At 71.5% G+C, this 17,938-nt stretch carries 17 protein-coding genes; 8 read left to right on the top strand and 9 right to left on the bottom strand.

Features of this window, described 5'->3' with window-relative positions; all coding sequences use genetic code 11:
- Nucleotide 1: 1 nt before the first annotated feature.
- The 3 genes from ACFQQI_RS01730 to dapE are packed head-to-tail and all read right to left on the bottom strand — an operon-like array spanning nt 2 to nt 2,078.
- Nucleotides 2–295 carry a DivIVA domain-containing protein gene (locus tag ACFQQI_RS01730; protein ID WP_378556982.1) on the bottom strand — a complete coding sequence of 98 codons (294 nt, stop codon included), beginning with the start codon at nt 293–295 and terminating at the stop codon, nt 2–4.
- The gene (locus ACFQQI_RS01725) at nt 292–1,020 is read right to left on the bottom strand and encodes a TIGR00730 family Rossman fold protein (RefSeq protein WP_378556979.1); all 729 of its coding nucleotides are present in this window, start codon (nt 1,018–1,020) and stop codon (nt 292–294) included. The genes ACFQQI_RS01730 and ACFQQI_RS01725 overlap by 4 nt, the downstream gene beginning before the upstream one ends.
- Nucleotides 1,017–2,078, bottom strand: coding sequence for a succinyl-diaminopimelate desuccinylase (gene dapE, locus ACFQQI_RS01720; protein ID WP_378556976.1), 1,062 nt, complete (start codon nt 2,076–2,078; stop codon nt 1,017–1,019). The genes ACFQQI_RS01725 and dapE overlap by 4 nt, the downstream gene beginning before the upstream one ends.
- A 61-nt stretch (nt 2,079–2,139) precedes the next feature.
- On the opposite strand from dapE, the gene ACFQQI_RS01715 reads away from it, so the two are divergent.
- The gene (locus ACFQQI_RS01715; RefSeq protein ID WP_378556973.1) at nt 2,140–2,985 is read left to right on the top strand and encodes an LLM class F420-dependent oxidoreductase; all 846 of its coding nucleotides are present in this window, start codon (nt 2,140–2,142) and stop codon (nt 2,983–2,985) included.
- Between the two features lie 83 nt (nt 2,986–3,068).
- Nucleotides 3,069–3,869: an NAD(P)H-binding protein gene (locus ACFQQI_RS01710; protein ID WP_378556970.1), complete on the top strand. Its 801-nt coding sequence runs from the start codon at nt 3,069–3,071 to the stop codon at nt 3,867–3,869.
- 1 nt (nt 3,870) lies between these two features.
- Here the strand turns inward: ACFQQI_RS01710 and ileS are convergent, their stop codons facing one another.
- Nucleotides 3,871–7,113 (bottom strand): isoleucine--tRNA ligase, encoded by a 3,243-nt coding sequence (ileS, locus tag ACFQQI_RS01705; RefSeq protein WP_378556967.1) that lies wholly within the window; start codon nt 7,111–7,113, stop codon nt 3,871–3,873.
- Nucleotides 7,114–7,377: 264 nt separating this feature from the next.
- Between ileS and ACFQQI_RS01700 the strand changes: the two genes are divergently transcribed.
- Nucleotides 7,378–7,872: a DinB family protein gene (locus tag ACFQQI_RS01700; protein WP_378556964.1), complete on the top strand. Its 495-nt coding sequence runs from the start codon at nt 7,378–7,380 to the stop codon at nt 7,870–7,872.
- A 19-nt stretch (nt 7,873–7,891) separates the two neighbouring features.
- Here ACFQQI_RS01700 and ACFQQI_RS01695 read toward each other — a convergent pair whose 3' ends face one another.
- Nucleotides 7,892–8,860 (bottom strand): ABC transporter substrate-binding protein, encoded by a 969-nt coding sequence (locus tag ACFQQI_RS01695; RefSeq protein ID WP_378556961.1) that lies wholly within the window; start codon nt 8,858–8,860, stop codon nt 7,892–7,894.
- Between the two features lie 87 nt (nt 8,861–8,947).
- On the opposite strand from ACFQQI_RS01695, the gene dapD reads away from it, so the two are divergent.
- From dapD to ACFQQI_RS01680, 3 genes are all read left to right on the top strand, one after another.
- Nucleotides 8,948–9,904, top strand: a complete 957-nt coding sequence (dapD, locus tag ACFQQI_RS01690; RefSeq protein WP_378556958.1) for a 2,3,4,5-tetrahydropyridine-2,6-dicarboxylate N-succinyltransferase — start codon at nt 8,948–8,950, stop codon at nt 9,902–9,904.
- A 45-nt stretch (nt 9,905–9,949) separates the two neighbouring features.
- The gene (locus ACFQQI_RS01685) at nt 9,950–10,909 is read left to right on the top strand and encodes a hypothetical protein (RefSeq protein ID WP_378556955.1); all 960 of its coding nucleotides are present in this window, start codon (nt 9,950–9,952) and stop codon (nt 10,907–10,909) included.
- 150 nt (nt 10,910–11,059) lie between these two features.
- Nucleotides 11,060–11,233 (top strand): DUF5999 family protein, encoded by a 174-nt coding sequence (locus ACFQQI_RS01680; RefSeq protein ID WP_378556952.1) that lies wholly within the window; start codon nt 11,060–11,062, stop codon nt 11,231–11,233.
- Nucleotides 11,234–11,270: 37 nt separating this feature from the next.
- Here the strand turns inward: ACFQQI_RS01680 and dapC are convergent, their stop codons facing one another.
- Both dapC and fdxA read right to left on the bottom strand, forming a co-directional pair.
- Nucleotides 11,271–12,371 carry a succinyldiaminopimelate transaminase gene (gene dapC / locus ACFQQI_RS01675; RefSeq protein ID WP_378556950.1) on the bottom strand — a complete coding sequence of 367 codons (1,101 nt, stop codon included), beginning with the start codon at nt 12,369–12,371 and terminating at the stop codon, nt 11,271–11,273.
- A 7-nt stretch (nt 12,372–12,378) separates the two neighbouring features.
- Nucleotides 12,379–12,705, bottom strand: a complete 327-nt coding sequence (gene fdxA, locus ACFQQI_RS01670) for a ferredoxin (RefSeq protein WP_378556948.1) — start codon at nt 12,703–12,705, stop codon at nt 12,379–12,381.
- Nucleotides 12,706–12,761: 56 nt separating this feature from the next.
- On the opposite strand from fdxA, the gene ACFQQI_RS01665 reads away from it, so the two are divergent.
- Complete coding sequence (locus ACFQQI_RS01665; RefSeq protein ID WP_378556946.1) at nt 12,762–13,712, top strand: GNAT family N-acetyltransferase; 951 nt, start codon at nt 12,762–12,764, stop codon at nt 13,710–13,712.
- On the opposite strand, the gene ACFQQI_RS01660 is transcribed toward ACFQQI_RS01665, so the two are convergent.
- Nucleotides 13,709–14,680 carry a DUF389 domain-containing protein gene (locus ACFQQI_RS01660; RefSeq protein WP_378556944.1) on the bottom strand — a complete coding sequence of 324 codons (972 nt, stop codon included), beginning with the start codon at nt 14,678–14,680 and terminating at the stop codon, nt 13,709–13,711. The genes ACFQQI_RS01665 and ACFQQI_RS01660 overlap by 4 nt on opposite strands.
- A gap of 202 nt (nt 14,681–14,882) precedes the next feature.
- Between ACFQQI_RS01660 and aspS the strand changes: the two genes are divergently transcribed.
- A complete protein-coding gene (gene aspS / locus ACFQQI_RS01655) occupies nt 14,883–16,187 on the top strand; it encodes an aspartate--tRNA(Asn) ligase (protein ID WP_378556942.1) in 1,305 nt (434 codons plus the stop codon).
- Here aspS and ACFQQI_RS01650 read toward each other — a convergent pair.
- Nucleotides 16,184–17,938 carry a VanW family protein gene (locus ACFQQI_RS01650; protein WP_378556935.1) on the bottom strand — a complete coding sequence of 585 codons (1,755 nt, stop codon included), beginning with the start codon at nt 17,936–17,938 and terminating at the stop codon, nt 16,184–16,186. The genes aspS and ACFQQI_RS01650 overlap by 4 nt on opposite strands.

Here is a 17,938-nt window from a genome sequence, read left to right as displayed (position 1 = left end):
CCTACCCCGTGTGGTCGTCGCCACGGGCGGGGTCGTCGCCCGCATCCCGGACAGACTCCTCGCGCTCGCGGGCGAGCCGGTCGAGCAGGGCGTCGACCTCCGACATCCGGTAGCCGCGGAACGCCAGCGAGAAGCGCACGCGACGCAGGTCGTCGGCACCCAACGGACCGGTCGCGGGCACGGTCGAGTCGGGCCGGTCGTCGTACACCTCGGCCATCGGCGTGCCCCGTCCGGCGGCCAGCAACGCGATGCCGCCGAGCGCGAGCACGACGAGGATCGCGAAGAACCACATCATCGCCGGGCCTCCCGCGCGGCCACCATCCGCGCGACCGCGACCTCCACGTCGTCGGTGACGACCAGCCGGTCGATGTCGGCCTGGGCGATCGCACCCTCGGCGAGCTGGGTGCCGCGCATCCAGTCGATCAGGCCGCTCCAGTACGACGAGCCGACGAGCACGATCGGGAACTCGGTGACCTTGCCGGTCTGGACGAGCGTCAGCGCCTCGAAGAGCTCGTCGAGGGTGCCGACGCCGCCGGGGAGCACGATGAACCCCTGGGAGTACTTCACGAACATCGTCTTGCGCGCGAAGAAGTAGCGGAAGTTGATGCCGACGTCGACCCACTCGTTGAGACCGGCCTCGAAGGGCAGCTCGATCCCGAGCCCCACGCTGACGCCGCCCGCCTCGCTCGCGCCCTTGTTGGCGGCCTCCATCGCGCCCGGTCCGCCTCCGGTGATCACCGCGAAGTCGTGCTCGGCCAGGCTGCGGCCGGCCTGCTCGGCCATGGCGTACGTCGGGTGGTCGGGCGACGTGCGCGCGGAGCCGAACACCGAGACCGCCGGGCCGAGCTCGGCGAGGGCGCCGAAGCCCTCGATGAACTCGGCCTGCATCCGGAGCACGCGCCACGGATCGGTGTGCACCCAGTCGCTCGGGCCGCGCGAGTCGAGCAGCCGCTGGTCGGTCGTGCCGGGGTCGACCTGGTCTCGGCGCTGGATGATCGGACCCTTGAACTTGGCTCTCATGCGGTCAACCACCTGGTGAGGACTTCCTCGCAGCGCTGGATGTGCTCCACGGGCACGTGCTCCTCCTGCTTGTGGGCCAGCAGCGGGTCGCCGGGCCCGAAGTTCACGGCGGGTACACCGGCGGCGGTGAACCGCGCGACGTCGGTCCAGCCGAACTTGGGTGCGACCTCGCCACCGACGAGGTCGACGAACGCCTTCGCGGCGGGCCGGTCCAGGCCGGGCAGCGCCCCGGGTGCCGAGTCGGTGACGGTCACGTCGTACCCGTCGAAGAACTCGCGGGCGAACGCCTCGGCCTCCGCCTCGGAGCGGTCGGGCGCGAAGCGGTAGTTGACCTCGACGACGCACTCGTCGGGCACGACGTTGCCCGCGACGCCGCCGCGGACGGCGACGGCGTTGAGGCCCTCGTGGTACTCCAGCCCGTCGATGACCGGCTTGCGCGGCTCGTAGGCCTCGAGGCGGCGGAGCACCTCGCCCGCCTTGTGGATCGCGTTGACCCCGCGCCAGGCGCGGGCGGTGTGGGCGCGCTCGCCGGTGGTGCGCACGTCGACGCGGAGCGTGCCCTGGCAGCCGGCCTCGACGATCGCGTTGGACGGCTCCATGAGGATCGCGAAGTCCGCCGCGAGCAGGTCGGGTTGGCTCTCGGCCAGCTTGCGCAGGCCGTTGTGCTCGGCGGCGATCTCCTCGGCGTCGTAGAGGATGAACGTGACGTCGCGGTTGGGCTCCGGGATCGTCGCGGCGATGCGCAGCAGCACCGCGTCGCCGCCCTTCATGTCGCAGCTGCCGAGCCCATGGACGATCCCGTCCTCGAGCCGCGACGGCAGGTTGTCGTTGACCGGGACCGTGTCGAGGTGCCCGGCGATGACGACGCGCTCGCTGCGCCCGAGGTCGGTGCGGGCGACGATGGTGTGGCCGTGCCGGACGACGTCGAGGTGGCCGAGCCCGCGCAGCGCCTGCTCGACCGAGTCGGCGATCCGCTGCTCGTCCAGGCTCACCGACTCGATGTCCACGAGCTGCCTGGTCAGCGAGACGGCGTCGGTCGTCAGGTCGAGGGAGGTCACGGGCCTATCCAACCAGCCGCCCACTACCGGTAGAACTGGAACACGTTCTACTATGCGACCCATGCGCAACGGACTCGTGCTCTTCACCTCCGACCGCGGCATCCGGCCAGCCACCCTGGCCGCCGCAGCCGAGGAGCGGGGGTTCGACACGTTCTACGTGCCCGAGCACACCCACATCCCGGTGCGGCGCGACGCCGCGCACCCCGGCACCGGCGACGCGACGCTGCCCGACGACCGCTACCTGCGCACGCTCGACCCCTGGATCTCGCTCGCGACCGTCGCCCAGGCCACGTCGCGGATCCGGCTCTCGACGGCGGTCGCACTGCCCGTCGAGTCCGACCCGATCACGCTGGCCAAGCAGATCGCGACCCTCGACCACCTCTCCGGAGGCCGGGTCGAGATCGGCGCCGGCTTCGGCTGGAACACCGACGAGCTCGCCGACCACCACGTCCCGACCGACCGGCGGCGTACCGTCCTGCGCGAGTACGTCGAGGCGATGCGCGCGCTGTGGACGCAGGAGGAGGCGTCGTACGACGGGGAGTTCGTGTCGTTCGGGCCCTCGTGGGCCTACCCGAAGCCGGCCGCGCACATCCCGCTGGTCATCGGCGCCGGCGGCGGGCCGAAGACGTTCCGGTGGATCGCCCAGCACGCCGACGGCTGGATGACCACGCCGACCCAGCAGGACATCTCCGGGCAGATCGAGGCGCTCAGGAAGGCCTGGGCCGACGCCGGTCGCGACGGCTCCCCCGACATCCGGATCCTGATCGCCTTCAAGCCGGACCCCGCCGACCTCGTCGCCTGGGCCGAGCAGGGTGCCACCGAGCTGATCTGGGGCGTCCCGGACAGGTCCGAGGACGAGGTCCTCGCCTCCCTCGACCGCCTCGCCGGCCGACTCGGCATCAGCTGAGGTGTCCGGGGTCCCGGACGGTCCTTGACCTGAAGCGGACTTCAACTCCTAGCGTCGCCGCCAACGACGAACAGGAGGACGACATGGTGATGGCACTGGTGGCAGGAGCGACGGGGAAGGCCGGCCGGGAGACGATGACGGCCCTGCTCCGCAGGGACGTCCGGGTCCGGGCGATGGTGCGGGACCGGGATCGTGCCCACCTGCCGGCGGAGGTCGAGACCGTGGAGGGCGACCTGAGCCGGCCGGTCGACCTGGAGCGCGCAGCAGACGGCGCGGACTACGCGTTCCTGCTGTCCGGCGCGATGACCCCGGAGAGCGCCGCCGCGATCGGGGCGGCGCCGATCCGGCGCACGGTGCTGCTGTGGGCGGGCTACCGCGGCCCGGTCGAGGACGCCCTGGCGGCGTCCGGCACGGAGTGGGTCGGCCTGGAGCCGGTCAGCTTTCTCGGCAACACGCTCACCTGGGCGAGCGGTGTCCGCGACGGGTCGACGGTCGTGGAGCCGTTCGTCGACGTCGCCGAGTCGATGGTCGACGAGCGCGACGTCGCCGAGGTCGCGGCCGAGGTGATGCTGACCGACGGTCACGCCGGTCGCCGCTACTCCCTGACCGGGGCGGAGCCCGTCTCGGTCCGGGACCGGGTGCGGGGACTCTCAGCAGCCCTGGGCCGGGAGGTGACGCTGCGCGAGCTCACCGAGGAGCAGGCGCGGCGGCGCTGGTCGCAGGAGGGGTACGACGAGGCGCTCATCGACGCGCTGGTCGCCTGGCAGCAGCGTCCGCCGGCCGAGGCGACGCGCGTCGACGCCGCCGTGCCCGACCTGCTCGGTCGCCCGGCAGGCACGTTCGCGGGGTGGCTCGGGCGCCACCTCGACCGGTTCCGCAGGTAGCTCAGGCCCTGGCGACCGCCACGGTGGCCTTCTCGCCGTCGCCGACGACGACCTCGGCTCCGTCGACGGCGTCCACCACGTCGTACGACGTCGCGAGGGTCTCGGCCGTGATCAGCCCCTCGTGGGCGCGTGCGGCGGCCTGCACCGACGCACCGCCGGCGACGGTGAGCGCGATCCGGTCGGAGACGTCGAGGCCGGCGTCGCGGCGCGCCTGCTGGATGCCGCGCACCAGGTCGCGGGCGAGGCCCTCCAGCGCCAGCTCCGGGGTGACGTCGGTGTCGAGGACGACGAAGCCACCGCTGCGGAGCATGCCGGTCGCCGAGCCCGCGTCGGCCGACCCGGCGACGGTCTCGAGGGTGTACTCGCCCTCCTGGAGCGCCAGGCCACCGGCGGTGACGCTGCCGTCCTCGGCGACCGACCAGTCACCGGTCTTCGAGCCCTTGATGGCGAGCTGCACGTCCTTGCCGAGGCGCGGACCCGCGGCGCGGGCGTTGACGGTGAGCTTCTGCTCGACGCCGTACGTCGCCGCCTCGTCGGACTCGACCGAGAGCAGCCGGACCTCCTTGACGTTCACCTCGTCGCGGACGATCGCCTCGAAGCCCTCGAGCGCGGTCGGGTCGGCGACCACGACGGTCAGCGACCCGAGCGGCAGCCGGTTGCGCAGGTTGCGGGCCTTGCGCAGCGCCGACGCGGCCGAGCAGACCTCGCGGACGGTGTCCATCGCGGCCACCAGGGCGTCGTCGGCCGGCAGCTCGTCGACCAGCGGCCAGTCGGCGAGGTGCACCGAGCGACCGCCCGTGAGACCGCGCCAGACCTCCTCGGTCGTGAGCGGCATCAGCGGCGCCGTCGCGCGGCAGGCCGTCTCCAGCACCGTGTAGAGCGTGTCGAAGGCCGCCGGGTTGTCACCCCAGAAGCGGTCGCGCGAGCGGCGGATGTACCAGTTGGTCAGCACGTCGAGGAACGACCGCGTCGCATCGCACGCGTCCGCCACGGCGTACCCGTCGAGCGCCTCGGTCATCTCGCCCACGAAGTCGCGGCACTTGGCCAGCAGGTAGCGGTCGAGCGGGTCGGTCGAGTCGGTCGCCCGCCTCGCGTCGTACCCCTGCCCGTTCTTGGCGGCGTTCGCGTAGAGCTGGAAGAAGTACCAGCTGTTCCACAGCGGGATGAGCACCTGGCGCACCGAGTCGCGGATGCCCTGCTCGGTGACGACCAGGTTGCCGCCGCGCAGGATCGGCGACGACATCAGGAACCAGCGCATCGCGTCGGCGCCGTCGCGGTCGAAGACCTCGCGCACGTCGGGGTAGTTGCGCAGCGACTTCGACATCTTGTTGCCGTCGGAGCCGAGCACGATGCCGTGGCTGATGCAGTTCTCGAACGCCGGCTTGTCGAAGATCGCGCTGGCCAGGATGTGCAGCGTGTAGAACCAGCCGCGCGTCTGGCCGATGTACTCGACGATGAAGTCCGCCGGGAAGTGCCCGGAGGCGGAGCCTCCAGATTCAGTACCGTCGAACCAGTCGGAGTTCTCGAATGGGTAGTGCACCTGCGCGAACGACATCGAGCCGGAGTCGAACCACACGTCGAGCACGTCGGAGACGCGCCGCATCATCGACTTGCCGGTCGGGTCGTCGGGGTTCGGGCGCACCAGGTCGTCGACGTACGGCCGGTGCAGGTCGGGCTCCCCCGCCTTGTTGCGCGGCAGCGTGCCGAAGTCGCGCTCGATCTCCTCGAAGGAGCCGTAGACGTCGATGCGCGGGTACGCCGGGTCGTCGCTCTTCCACACCGGCACCGGGCTGCCCCAGAAGCGGTTGCGGGTGATCGACCAGTCCCGGGCGTTCTCGAGCCACTTGCCGAACTGGCCGTCCTTGATGTGCTCCGGCACCCAGTTGATCTGCTGGTTGAGCTCCATCATCCGCTGCTTGAACGCGGTGACCTCGACGAACCAGGACGAGACGCCCTTGTAGATCAGGGGCTCGCGGCAGCGCCAGCAGTGCGGGTAGCTGTGGTCGTAGGTCTCGCGGCGCAGCAGCACCGTGCCCGGCGTGACGGACCCGCTGGTCGCCTTGAGGTGGTCGATGATGTGCAGGTTCGCGTCGAAGACCTGCATGCCCTCGTAGTCGGTGACCGGGAACGTGAAGCGCCCGTCCTTGCCGACCGGCATCACGGCCTCGATGCCCTCGCGGTCGGTGACGATCTTGTCGTCCTCACCGAAGGCGCCGGCGGTGTGCACCATCCCGGTGCCGTCCGTGGTCGTGACGAACTCGGCCGCGACCACCCGGAAGGCACGCTCGTGGCCCCGGTAGTAGGTGAACGGCGGGTCGTAGGTCAGTCCGACGAGCTCCGAGCCGGGGCCGCGCCAGGTGATCTCGGGCGTCTCGCCCAGCTCACGTGCGTACGCCGACAGCCGCGCCGCGGCGAGGACGTACCGGGTGCCGTCCGCCCCCGAGTCCGACGGAGTGGCCACGACGTACTCGATGTCCTCGCCGACCATCACCGCGAGGTTGCTCGGCAGCGTCCACGGCGTGGTCGTCCAGACGAGCAGCTTCGCGCCCCGGAAGGGCCCGTCGGTCGCGATGTCGAAGCCGACCGTGACCGCGGGGTCCTGACGGTTCTGGTAGACGTCGTCGTCCATCCGCAGCTCGTGGTTGGAGAGCGGGGTCTCGTCGTTCCAGCAGTAGGGCAGCACGCGGAAGCCCTCGTAGACGAGGCCCTTGTCGTGGAGCTGCTTGAACGCCCAGATCACCGACTCCATGTAGTCGGGGTTCATGGTGCGGTAGTCGTTGTCGAAGTCGACCCAGCGCGCCTGGCGGGTGACGTACTCGCGCCACTCGCCGGTGTACTTCATCACCGACGCCCGGCAGGCCTCGTTGAACGCCTCGATGCCCAGCTCGAGGATCTCGTCGGTGGTCTTGATGCCGTTGAGCCGCATCGCCTCGAGCTCGGCGGGCAGGCCGTGGGTGTCCCAGCCGAAGCGCCGCTCGACGCGCTTGCCGCGCATCGTCTGGTAGCGCGGGATGAGGTCCTTGACGTAGCCGGTCAGCAGGTGGCCGTAGTGCGGGAGGCCGTTGGCGAACGGCGGGCCGTCGTAGAAGACGAACTCGTTGTCGCCGTTCTGGCCCGGGTCGCGCTGGTCGACGCTCGCCTGGAACGTGCCGTCCTTCTCCCAGAACTCGAGGATCCGCTCCTCGATCTCCGGAAAGCGAGGGCTCGAAGGCACGCTGCCGGACTCGTTCTTCGGATAGCTCATCGCGGGTCTCTCTGTGATCGGTGCGCCAACCACAGGGACGACTTCTCTGCCGCGGTACCACCCTGCTTGCTCCCCCAGCTGCTGGGAGCCACTCGTTCGAGGCTGTGACGGGCCCACCCGCCGGGTTCTACTGGGCCGAGGCCGTTCTTCCCGGGGCTCACCGTTGATGACGGCTCAGACGCCTGTCCCGAAAGCGTACGGCGCGGCGCGCCGCCGGTGCCAATCGGATTGCGCTCCCGCGCGTCGGACTGATCGGGTGCACCCATGACCGACGAGATTCTCCGCGGCGAGGAAGCCGTCCTCCAGGACTACCTGAGCCACTTCCGGGCCGCGTTCGAGCGCAAGTGCGAGGGGCTGGACGCCGAGCAGATGGCGCGCCGGTCGGTGCCGCCGTCGACGATGTCGCTGCTCGGCCTGGTGCGGCACCTCGCCGCCGTCGAGTACTCGTGGTGGCGACGGGTGATGGAGCGCCGCCTCGACCTGCCGAAGATGTGGGGCAAGGACGAGCACCGCGACGCCGACTTCGACGGCGCGGTCGCGGACGACGACGTGGTGGCCGAGGCCTGGGCGGCGTGGCGCGCGGAGGTGGCGTACGCCGCGGAGTTCCAGGCCAGCCACCCGATGGACCACCTCGGACTGCACGACGACGGCGACATCGAGATGCGCGAGGTGGTCGTCCACCTGATCGAGGAGTACGCGCGCCACTGCGGCCACGCCGACCTGCTCCGCGAGTGCATCGACGGCCGCACCGGTCAGTGACCCGGCGAGCGGCCCAGCGTCAGGCGGCGGCCTCCTCCAGGTAGGGCCGCAGCTGGTCGAGCGCGTACGGGATCGACAGCGGCGTGGGCGTGTTGAGCCCCACGATCGTGGCGTAGTCGAGCACCGCCACGGTCCCCGGCAGCTCGTCGAAGCCGGCGATGTCGGCGAGGTCGCCCTCGTCGCCGCCGTTGACGAGGAACGCCAGGAAGTCGGCGCGCAGCAGGTCCGCGCGCTCGGTGCTCACCTGGACCCGTGCCTCACCGGTCTTCTCGCCCTGCGCGCGGACCGGCTCGAACATGGTCATGCCGAGGTGCTCGAAGAAGACGCTGGACCCGTCGGCCTCGTCGGCGACGATGTACATCGAGTCGCCCACGACGTACTGCGCCAGCGCGAACGTCTGGTCGGCCAGCGCAGGCAGGTCCTCGGCGGTCTGCGCGACCGCGTCGTCGACATCGCTGATGACCGACTCGGCCTCGTCGGGGCGGTCCAGGACGGTGCCGGCCATCGTGACCAGGTCCTGCCACGGCTGGACCTGGGCCTCGTCGAGGTTCGGGATCGTCGGCGCGATCGCCGAGAGCAGCTCGTAGGTGCGCTTGTCGGTGATCGAGAAGGACCCGACGATCAGGTCCGGGTTCAGTGCTGCGATCTTCTCGATCGGGACCCCGTCGGTCAGGTCCAGCGCCTCCCCGTCGGCGGGCAGGTCCTGCCACGGCGCCGGGCCGTCGGGCATGTAGGGGTCGATCGTGTAGCCGACCGGCTCGACCCCCATCGCGAGCATGGCGTCGGTCCACTGCACGTCGATCGTCACGATCCGCTCCGGTACGCCGTCGACCTCGGTCGAGCCGTAGACGTGGTCGACCACGACCGGCTCGCGCGGCGTACTCGACGCGCCGGCGGCGTCCGCGGTGTCATCGCCCGTGTCGCCGCACGCGACGAGGGCGAGAGGGAGGACCAGGAGCGACGCGAGGGTCGCGAGACGACGATGCATGATAGGTGAGGCTAACCTAAGTTCCTGGTGCTCGCACTGCGACCCGAGGGGCGAGACCACCGACCGCGACCCCTAGGGTGGACTCCCGTGACCGACGAGCAGACACCCCGCACCGCCTGGGGCTTCGGCCTCGCCACCCTCGACGCCTCCGGGGCGGTCCTGGACGTCTGGTTCCCGGCGCCCGCGCTCGGCGAGAAGCCCGCCGACGCGATCACTCCGCCGGAGCTGAGCGCGCTGCAGGGCACGGACACCGACCGCGGCGTCACCCGCGAGGTGCTCCTCGTCGAGGTCGCGGACCTGCAGTCGGCGCCGGCGAGCACCGAGGACGTGTGGCTACGGCTGCACCTGCTGTCCGCTCGGCTGGTCACCCCCCACTCGGTCAGCCTCGACGGAGTCTTCGGCCTGCTCACCAACGTGGTGTGGACCAGCGCCGGCCCATGCGCGGTCGAGGGCTTCGAGCTCACCCGGGCCCGGCTGCGGGCGAACGGGCGCCACCTCACGGTGTACGGCGTCGACAAGTTCCCGCGGATGGTCGACTACGTGCTGCCCGCCGGGATCCGGATCGCGGACGCCGACCGGGTGCGTCTCGGCGCCCACCTCGCCGAGGGCACGACCGTCATGCACGAGGGCTTCGTCAACTACAACGCCGGCACCCTCGGCGCCTCGATGGTCGAGGGCCGGATCTCCGCGGGCGTGGTGGTCGGCGACGGCTCCGACGTCGGCGGCGGCGCGTCGATCATGGGCACGCTCTCGGGCGGCGGCCAGCAGGTCATCTCGATCGGCGAGCGCTGCCTGCTCGGCGCCAACGCCGGGCTCGGCATCTCGCTCGGCGACGACTGCGTGGTCGAGGCGGGCTGCTACGTCACCGCTGGCACCAAGGTCACCGTCAGCGACATGGACGGCAAGCCGAAGGTCATCAAGGCCCTCGAGCTCTCCGGCACCAGCAACGTGCTCTTCCGTCGCAACTCCGTGACCGGCGCCGTCGAGGCGGTCCCGTGGAAGAGCGCCGGCGTCGAGCTCAACGCGGCGCTGCACGCCAACTGACCGCGGCGATTCGGGGCTGTTGAACCACATCCGCACACTTGCTCCATGCGGATGCGGACCGGCGTCACCCTGCTCGGCCTCGCCACCGTCGGCGTGGCCGCGGCGGTGGGCTATGCCGTCGTGCAGCAGGTGTCGCCGCTCCTCCAGCCCGACGAGTGCACCGCCACCGTCGACGGCCGCACGGTCGCGCTCGACGTGGAGCAGGCCGAGAACGCCGCGCTGATCACCGCGGTCTCGATCCAGCGCGGCATGCCGGCCCGCGCCGCGACGATCGCCCTGGCCACGGCGTACCAGGAGTCGAAGCTCTACAACCTCGAGACCGGCGACCGCGACTCGCTCGGCCTCTTCCAGCAGCGGCCGTCGCAGGGGTGGGGCACGACCGACGAGATCCTCGATCCCGTGTACGCGACCAACGCGTTCTACGACGGGCTGGCGAAGGTCGACGGCTACGAGTCGATGCAGGTCACCGAGGCCGCGCAGCAGGTGCAGCGCTCGGGCTTCCCCGACGCGTACGCCGACCACGAGGCGGACGCTCGCGTGCTCGCCTCCGCACTGACGGGCAACTCCCCCCACGCGTTCAGCTGTCGCCTCGGCGACGAGCCGTCGTCGGCGGCGACGAGGCTCCGGGACTCCGGCCTGACGAAGCGCGCCGACGTCGTACGCCGTGAGGTCGCCGCCGTCTTCGGCGACCCGCCGGTCGGCGGGTTCGCCCCCGGCGGGGTCTCGACCGGCCACATGGAGGGCTCGGCCCACTACGAGGGGCGGGCCGTGGACGTCTTCGTGCGGCCGGTCAACGCCGAGAACAGGATCCGCGGATGGGCGATGGCGCAGTACCTCGTCGCCCAGGCCGACCGGCTCTCGATCCGCACGGTGATCTTCGACGGCCGCATCTGGACCGCGAACGACTCCGACGAGGGCTGGCGGCAGTACGACCCGCCGGCGCGGTCCGGCGACCGCGCGATCCTCGAGCACCGGGACCACGTGCACGTCGACGTCCACGAGTAGTCGTCCGCGACACGCCGGGTCGACTTCCTGTGGAGGACGTGTGTGAAGCGCGCCTCGGCGGAGCATGCTGGATGGGTTGGACGAACTGCTCAGGCTTCACCGACGCACTGCCGATGGAGACGGAGAACACAGACCCCCCGAGGAACGACGATGTGCATCCACTCACCCAGCTGCCCCGACAGCAACGCCGACGACTGCTGCACCGCCCAGGTGGTCGCCGACCACACCGAGCAGGGCTGGTGCCAGCTGTGCAACGGCGTGATCTGGTTCGACGACGGGCACTACCTGACGCCCGACGGCCTCGACCACACGCTGAGCGCCTGACGCTGCGCCTGACGCTGCGACTGACGCTGCGACCGACCTAGTCGGCCAACCGCGCGATCGCCTCGTCGACGCGCTCGTCGGTGGCGGTGAACGCGACCCGCACGTGACGCCCGCCGGCGCGGCCGTAGAAATCACCCGGAGCGACCAGGATGCCGCGCTCCGCGAGCCACGACACCGTCGCCCAGCACTCCTCCTCACGCGTCGACCAGAGGTAGAGCGACGCCTCGGAGTGGTCGACCCGGAAGCCGGCCGACTCGAGCGCCTCGCGCAGCTTCGCCCGCCGCGCGGCGTACCGCGCGTGCTGCTCCACGACGTGGTCGTCATCGTCGAGCGCGGCGGCCATCGCCACCTGCTGCGGGCCGGGCATGATCAGCCCGAGGTTCTTTCGCACGGCGAGCAGCTCGCCGACCAGCACGGGGTCGCCGGCTACGAAGGCGCACCGGTAGCCGGCCAGGTTCGAGCGCTTCGACAGCGAGTGGGCCGCGAGGATGCCCTCGTGGGACCCACCGCAGATGTCGGGGTGGAGCACCGACATCGGTGACGCCTCCCAGGCGCACTCGATGTAGCACTCGTCGGAGACCAGGATCGTGCCGCGCTCGCGGCACCAGTCGACGACCTTCCTCAGGTGCTCGGGCGGCAGCACCCGCCCGGTCGGGTTGGACGGCGAGTTCACCCACAGCAGCGCCGGCCGCTCCGGGCCGAGCGAGAGCAGCGAGTCTGTCGCGACGCCGCGGGCGCCCGCGAGCGCCGCGCCCACCTCGTACGTCGGGTAGGCGAGCTCGGGCCACGCCACGAGGTCACCCGGGCCGATGCCCAGCTGAACCGGCAGTGTCGCGACCAGCTCCTTGGAGCCGATCGTCGGCAGCACGCCCTCGGGGCCCAGGCCCGTGACGCCGTGGCGCCGGGCGAGCCAGTCGACGCACGCCCGCCGGAGGTCCTCGGTGCCGATCGTCAGCGGGTAGCCCGGCGAGTCGGCCGCGGTGGCCAGCGCCTCGCGGACGACCTTCGGCGTGGGGTCGACCGGGGTGCCGATCGACAGGTCGACGATCCCGTCGGGGTGCGCGGCCGCGCGCTCCCGGTGCTCGACCAGGTTGTCCCAGGGAAAGTCCGGGAGGCGCCCGGAGACACGCCCCTTCAAGACAGGATCAGCTGTCCTGGTTCTGCGGAGGCAGCTCGGCGATCATCGGGTGATCGTGGTCGATCTCGCCCATCTTCGCCGCGCCGCCGGGCGAGCCGAGGTCGTCGAAGAAGTGCACGTTGGCGTCGTAGTAGGCCTTCCACTCCTCCGGAGTGTCGTCCTCGTAGAAGATCGCCTCGACCGGGCAGACCGGCTCGCAGGCGCCGCAGTCGACGCACTCGTCGGGGTGGATGTAGAGCATCCGCTTGCCCTCGTAGATGCAGTCGACGGGGCACTCGTCAACGCAGGCCCGGTCCTTGACGTCGACGCACGGCTGGGAGATGACGTAGGTCACCGATTCCTCCTGATACTCACGAGAGCAGGTGCTCGACCACAGCCTAGTATCCCCGGGTGGCACCGTCGGCAGACCCCCAGTATGTGAACCAGCACGGGCTCGGCCCCCACGTGGTGGGCCAGCGCGTGGTGTTGCGCCGTCTGGTGCGCGGCGAGACCGGGCCCACGGGCGGGCCGGCCTTCACCGACGTCCTCGGCACCTGCCTGTCCTGGGCCGACGGCGCGTGCGTCGTGCAGCCCGAGTCGGGCCCGCCGGTCACGATCGCGCTCGCCGACATCGTCTCCGGCAAGCCGGTGCCGCCGCGGCCGTCGACCCGGCACCGCGTCACGCCGGCCGAGGCGCAGCGGCGGGCGCTCGCCCTCTTCCCCGACCTCCGGCCCGAGCCGCTCGGCGACTGGCTGCTCCGGCACACCCCCACGTCGACCGCGCGCCGCGCCAACTCCGTGCTCGCGATCGGCCCCTCGGGCCTCCCCGACGACTACGAGCTGGTGCTCGGCTGGTACGCCGAGCGCGGCGCCCGGCCGATCGCGGCGGTGCTGCCCGACTCCGACGAGGACGCGCTCTTCCGCGGGCACGGGTGGGTCGCCGAGAGCAGCGACGCCGACACGCTCTTCCAGATCACCTCGGTGGCCACAGCCCTGCGCACGCTGCGGGGGTCCCTTCGACGGGCTCAGGACGACGCTCGACAGGCTCGACCACCGGAGGCGGAGCACGACGAGGAGGGTGACCTGGTGACCGTCCGCGTCGGCGAGCACGCCCGGGGCATCGCGGCGTACGCCGACGACTGGGTGGGCTTCCGCGGCATCGAGGTCGACCCGGCGCACCGGCGCCAGGGGCTCGGGCTCGTGGTGATGGAGGCGCTGCTGGAGTGGGGTGCCGAGCGCGGCGCGACCACGGCGTACCTCCAGGTGCTCGCCGACAACCGCGGCGCGATCGCGATGTACGAGGAGCTCGGGTTCACGACGCATCACGCCTACCGCTACCTCGCGCCGCCGCTGGGTCGCTAGTCCTCGGCGAGGTCGGCCTGGCGGCCGAACAGCCGCTCCGACCAGGCGGTGAGCGGCGCCCAGCACCACCGCATCAGCAGCAGCACGATCGCGCCGGCGATCACCATGCCGACGATGTTGACGGCCAGCTGCGTGGCCGACCCGATGATCTCGTGGCTGTTGGCGAAGGCCAGTCCGAGCGCCAGGTTGCCGGCCGCCGGGACGGTCGTGACGCTGATGAAGACGCCGACCATCGTGGCGGACCGCGAGACGGCCAGCGCGAGCGCGCCGGCGGCCCCGGCCAGCAGGGCGACGATGAACGACCACTCGTCGGGGTGCCAGATGAAGCCGGTGTTCGGGCGCGGTCTCGTGACGTCGTCCAGGGTGATCAGCCCGGTCAGCCGGCCCGCCACCGAGAGCAGCGTGATCACGATGATCGCGAACGCGAACGAGAAGAGCAGCAGGCGGAGCCCGCGCCCGATCAGGCCCCGGCGGCCCAGCGCGATGCCGGCACAGACGGCGGCGACCGCAGTGAACTCCGGCCCGACCACCATCGCGCCGACGACGAGCACCGCCGAGTCGGTGATGACCGCGATCGCGGCGAGCGCGACGGCGAGGACCAGGAACAGGTGGTACGACACGGTGGGCACGGCTCCGGACTCGGCGTGTGCCTCGACCGCCTCCCAGATCACCGCGTCGTCCGGGTGCCCGGGCGCGGCGGCCTCGAGCCGGCGAGCCGCCTCGAACGGCGCACCCGTCGGCGTGGTGACGACGATCCCGCCCACCTTGTCGAGGTCGAGAGCGTTGAGCTTCGCGAGCAGGACGCCCGCCTTCTCCCGGGCGACGTCACACTCGACGAGGTCCCCGGGCGGCTGGACCACCGCGCCCTCCTGGCGCGTGACGTTCGTGATCCACTCACGCTCCCGCAGCACGTCCACGACGCGCTCGGTGAGGTCCGACGGCGACGTCAATCTGAAGTGCACGACCACGCGGCGCAGCGTACGCTGACCGCGGCGCCATGAGGCCTGACGAACCTCCCACGATCCGGTGGAGCGACGGGCGCCCGCGCGTGCGGCGTACCGACGAGAGGTCGACCGCCAGAAATCTGGACAGAGCGTCGACGAAGGTGTGGTGGCACCGCGACGTAGCCCCCGCCCACACCTCCAGGGCTTTCGCCTACTGGAGGTAGCCATGCAACGCACACTCTGTATCGACCTTCCCCTCGCGACGCCCGGTGAGACCGTCCGGCTCCAGGGCTGGGTGCATCGCCGGCGGGCGCTTGCCGCTGTGACGTTCCTCGTGGTCCGCGACCGCAGCGGCCTGGCCCAGGTCGTGGTCCGCGGGGGCGAGGTGCCGCCCGAGGAGACGACCGTCGAGGTGGTCGGTACGGCGACCGCGAACGCCCAGGCCCCGGGCGGCGTCGAGGTGACCGATCCGGTCATCACCCCGCTCACCGAGCCGGCCGCGACGCCGCCGGTGGAGCTGTGGCGACCGGCGCTGAGCGCCGGCCTCCCGACGCTGCTCGACCACGCGCCGGTCACCTGGCGCCACCCCGCGCAGCGGGCCCGCTGGGAGCTCGCCGCCGCGTCGGTGCGCGGGTTCCGCGCGACGCTGGACGCGGCCGGGTTCACCGAGATCCAGACCCCGAAGTTCGTGGCGTCGGCGACCGAGTCGGGCGCGAACGTCTTCGAGGTCGACTACTTCGGCCGGCCGGCGTACCTCGCGCAGAGCCCGCAGTTCTACAAGCAGCAGCTCGTCGGCGTCTTCGAGCGGGTCTACGAGGTCGGACCGGTCTTCCGGGCCGAGCCGCACGACACGGTGCGGCACCTCGCGGAGTACGTCTCGCTCGACGTGGAGCTCGGCTTCATCGACGATCACCGCGACGTGCTCCGGGTGCTCCGTGAGGTCGTCGCCGGCATGGTCGCGGGCATCCACGAGCACGCCCCCGGCGCGGTCGAGCGCACCGGCGCGCAGGTCCCGGTCGTGCCCGAGGAGATCCCGGTGATCCACTTCCGCGACGCCCTCGCTCTGGTCGGCGCGCCCGAGGACGAGCCCGACCTCGCTCCCGAGCACGAGCGCGCGCTCGGGGCGTGGGCGCTCGAGGAGCACGGCAGCGACTTCGTCGCGGTCGAGGGCTACCCGATGGTGAAGCGGCCGTTCTACACCCACCCTTGGTCTCGAGACGGCGCTGGCGCGCCTCCTCGACCACCGGCTCGATCGCGCTGGAGCAACAGCTTCGACCTGCTCTTCCGCGGGCTCGAGCTGGTCACCGGCGGGCAGCGCCTGCACCGGCCCTCGGCGTACGACGCGGCGATCCGGGCGCGCGGCGAGGACCCGGCGGCGTACGCGTCGTACCTCCAGGCGTTCGAGCACGGCATGCCGCCACACGGCGGCTTCGCGATCGGCCTGGAGCGGTGGGCCGCCCGGCTCACCGGCGTCGCGAACGTCCGGGAGGTCACGCTCTTCCCGCGCGACCTGACCCGGCTCACGCCCTAGTCGTCGCCCTTCTCCTGCTTGGGCTCCTTGGGCTGCTTGCAGACGACCGTGTCGGAGGGGATGTAGCTGGTGTGGAACTTCTCCGTCTTCTCGACGGCGCTGCTGCCGGGCTCGTGGAAGTAGCGCCAGACATCGACGTCGAAGCCCGAGTAGCCGGTGTTGGGGTAGCAGTCCGGCGTGGTGAGGGTGCGGGTGGCGGGCTCGCGGAAGTTGTAGCGGTCGGAGGTCTTCGTCGTGATGTCCCAGGTCTTCGTCGAGTACATCGAGACGGTCACGACGCCCTGCGACGACGGCGTGCTCGGCCGCACGGTCGCGTGGACGAGCACGCCGTACGGCGTGTCGTTCTCGAAGCGCAGGTCGACCGATCCCCAGGCGACGGTGGCCTCGCGGCCGACCGGGTAGCGGTCGATGTAGAACGAGTGCGGCTTGTGCTCGATGTCCTTCAGGCCGGCGAAGAACATCGCGTTGAAGGTCGTCGTCGCCATCTGCGAGACGCCGCCGCCGAGGTCCTCCTTGAAGATGCCGTCGCTGATGATGAAGCCCTCGGTGAAGCCGTTCTCGGCGGTGCGCTCGCCGACGATGTCGTTGAGCGAGAAGACGTCGCCGGGCTTGAGCACGGTGCCGTCGACGATCTCGGCGGCCCGGCCGATGTTCACGTTGCGGTACTCCGCGTAGGGGTAGTACGTCGTGAACGACGAGACCCGCTCCTTGATCCGGAGGGCCTTGGCGTCGGCGGTCGTGAACTCCGGCTCGGCGACCGTCGCCTCGACCTCCATCCGACGCGCGTCGCCCTCCTGCGTGACCAGCTGGAGGAAGGCGCTGCTCACGGCCGCGGGGTCGTAGGTCACGCCCGGCTTCGCCGGCACCACGCGCGGCCTGCCGTTGACGAGCTCGACGGTGGCGTCGACCGGCTGGTCCTCCTCGCTGACGCCCTGGGCGACGAGCGCGGTCAGCTTCTTCGTCTTCAGGTCGGGCACGAGCGCGCCGTTCTCCGCCTTCATCCGGAGCGCGACCGAGAACTCACGCGGCCGCAGCTGCACGGGCGAGTCGCCGAAGACCAGCGTGACCGGCGCCGACATCGCGGGGTTGGCGAACGTGTCGAGCGCCTCCTGCACGGCCGCCTGGTCGATCTCGGGCTGCACGGTCGCGGGCTCGAGCTCGACGACCTCGTCGTCCGTGGAGAGGTACGACGACAGCACCCCCGTGCGGGCCGCATCCGGGTCGAAGCCCGTGCCGGGCGCGGGGTCCGTCACCGTGATCTCGCCGCCGCGGAACTTCACTGCGCCGTCGGTGGCCGGCGTGCCGACCTGGTCGGCCAGGCCGTCGAGGGCCGCGTCGAACGCCGCGTCGTCGACCGTGACCGTCGGCTCCTGCTCGTCGCCACCGGTCCAGTAGTCCCACAGCCGGCCGGGAGACCAGCTCTTCCCGCCGCCCGCGTCGCCGACCGTGGCGGCGTAGTCGACCTGGAGACCGGCCTCGCTCGGCGTGAGCGACGCGGTGCGGCCCTCGGCGCTGAGGTTCACCGGGCGGTCGGCGCGGTCGGCGAGCCCCTCGCGCAGCGCCTGCTCGGCGTCGTCGGGAGCGAGGCCGCCGATCTCGACGCCCTCGACGCTGGTGCCGCGCGGCACCTTGTCGCCGGCGGCGAAGTAGGCCGCGGCGTAGGCGCCACCTGCCAGCAGCAGGAGGCCGCCCAGCAGGAGCAGCACCACCTTGCCGCCGGCGGACTCCCGGGCGGTCTCTCGCTTGATCAC

The sequence above is a fragment of the Nocardioides sp. GCM10030259 genome, assembly GCF_042666375.1.
In the GTDB taxonomy this organism is placed as follows: domain Bacteria; phylum Actinomycetota; class Actinomycetes; order Propionibacteriales; family Nocardioidaceae; genus Nocardioides.
Note: the sequence above shows the minus strand (reverse complement) of the source record. Positions and strands in the feature narration are given on the sequence as shown.

Excerpts from the sequence above, each read along its gene's own strand:
- ACFQQI_RS01680 (WP_378556952.1), top strand. The coding sequence starts at position 11,060 with ATGTGCATCCACTCACCCAGCTGCCCCGACAGCAACGCCGACGACTGC.
- ACFQQI_RS01700 (WP_378556964.1), top strand. The coding sequence starts at position 7,378 with ATGACCGACGAGATTCTCCGCGGCGAGGAAGCCGTCCTCCAGGACTAC.
- ileS (WP_378556967.1), bottom strand. The coding sequence starts at position 7,113 with ATGAGCTATCCGAAGAACGAGTCCGGCAGCGTGCCTTCGAGCCCTCGC.
- aspS (WP_378556942.1), top strand. The coding sequence starts at position 14,883 with ATGCAACGCACACTCTGTATCGACCTTCCCCTCGCGACGCCCGGTGAG.
- ACFQQI_RS01710 (WP_378556970.1), top strand. The coding sequence starts at position 3,069 with ATGGTGATGGCACTGGTGGCAGGAGCGACGGGGAAGGCCGGCCGGGAG.
- ACFQQI_RS01725 (WP_378556979.1), bottom strand. The coding sequence starts at position 1,020 with ATGAGAGCCAAGTTCAAGGGTCCGATCATCCAGCGCCGAGACCAGGTC.
- ACFQQI_RS01730 (WP_378556982.1), bottom strand. The coding sequence starts at position 295 with ATGATGTGGTTCTTCGCGATCCTCGTCGTGCTCGCGCTCGGCGGCATC.
- ACFQQI_RS01715 (WP_378556973.1), top strand. The coding sequence starts at position 2,140 with ATGCGCAACGGACTCGTGCTCTTCACCTCCGACCGCGGCATCCGGCCA.
- ACFQQI_RS01685 (WP_378556955.1), top strand. The coding sequence starts at position 9,950 with ATGCGGATGCGGACCGGCGTCACCCTGCTCGGCCTCGCCACCGTCGGC.
- ACFQQI_RS01695 (WP_378556961.1), bottom strand. The coding sequence starts at position 8,860 with ATGCATCGTCGTCTCGCGACCCTCGCGTCGCTCCTGGTCCTCCCTCTC.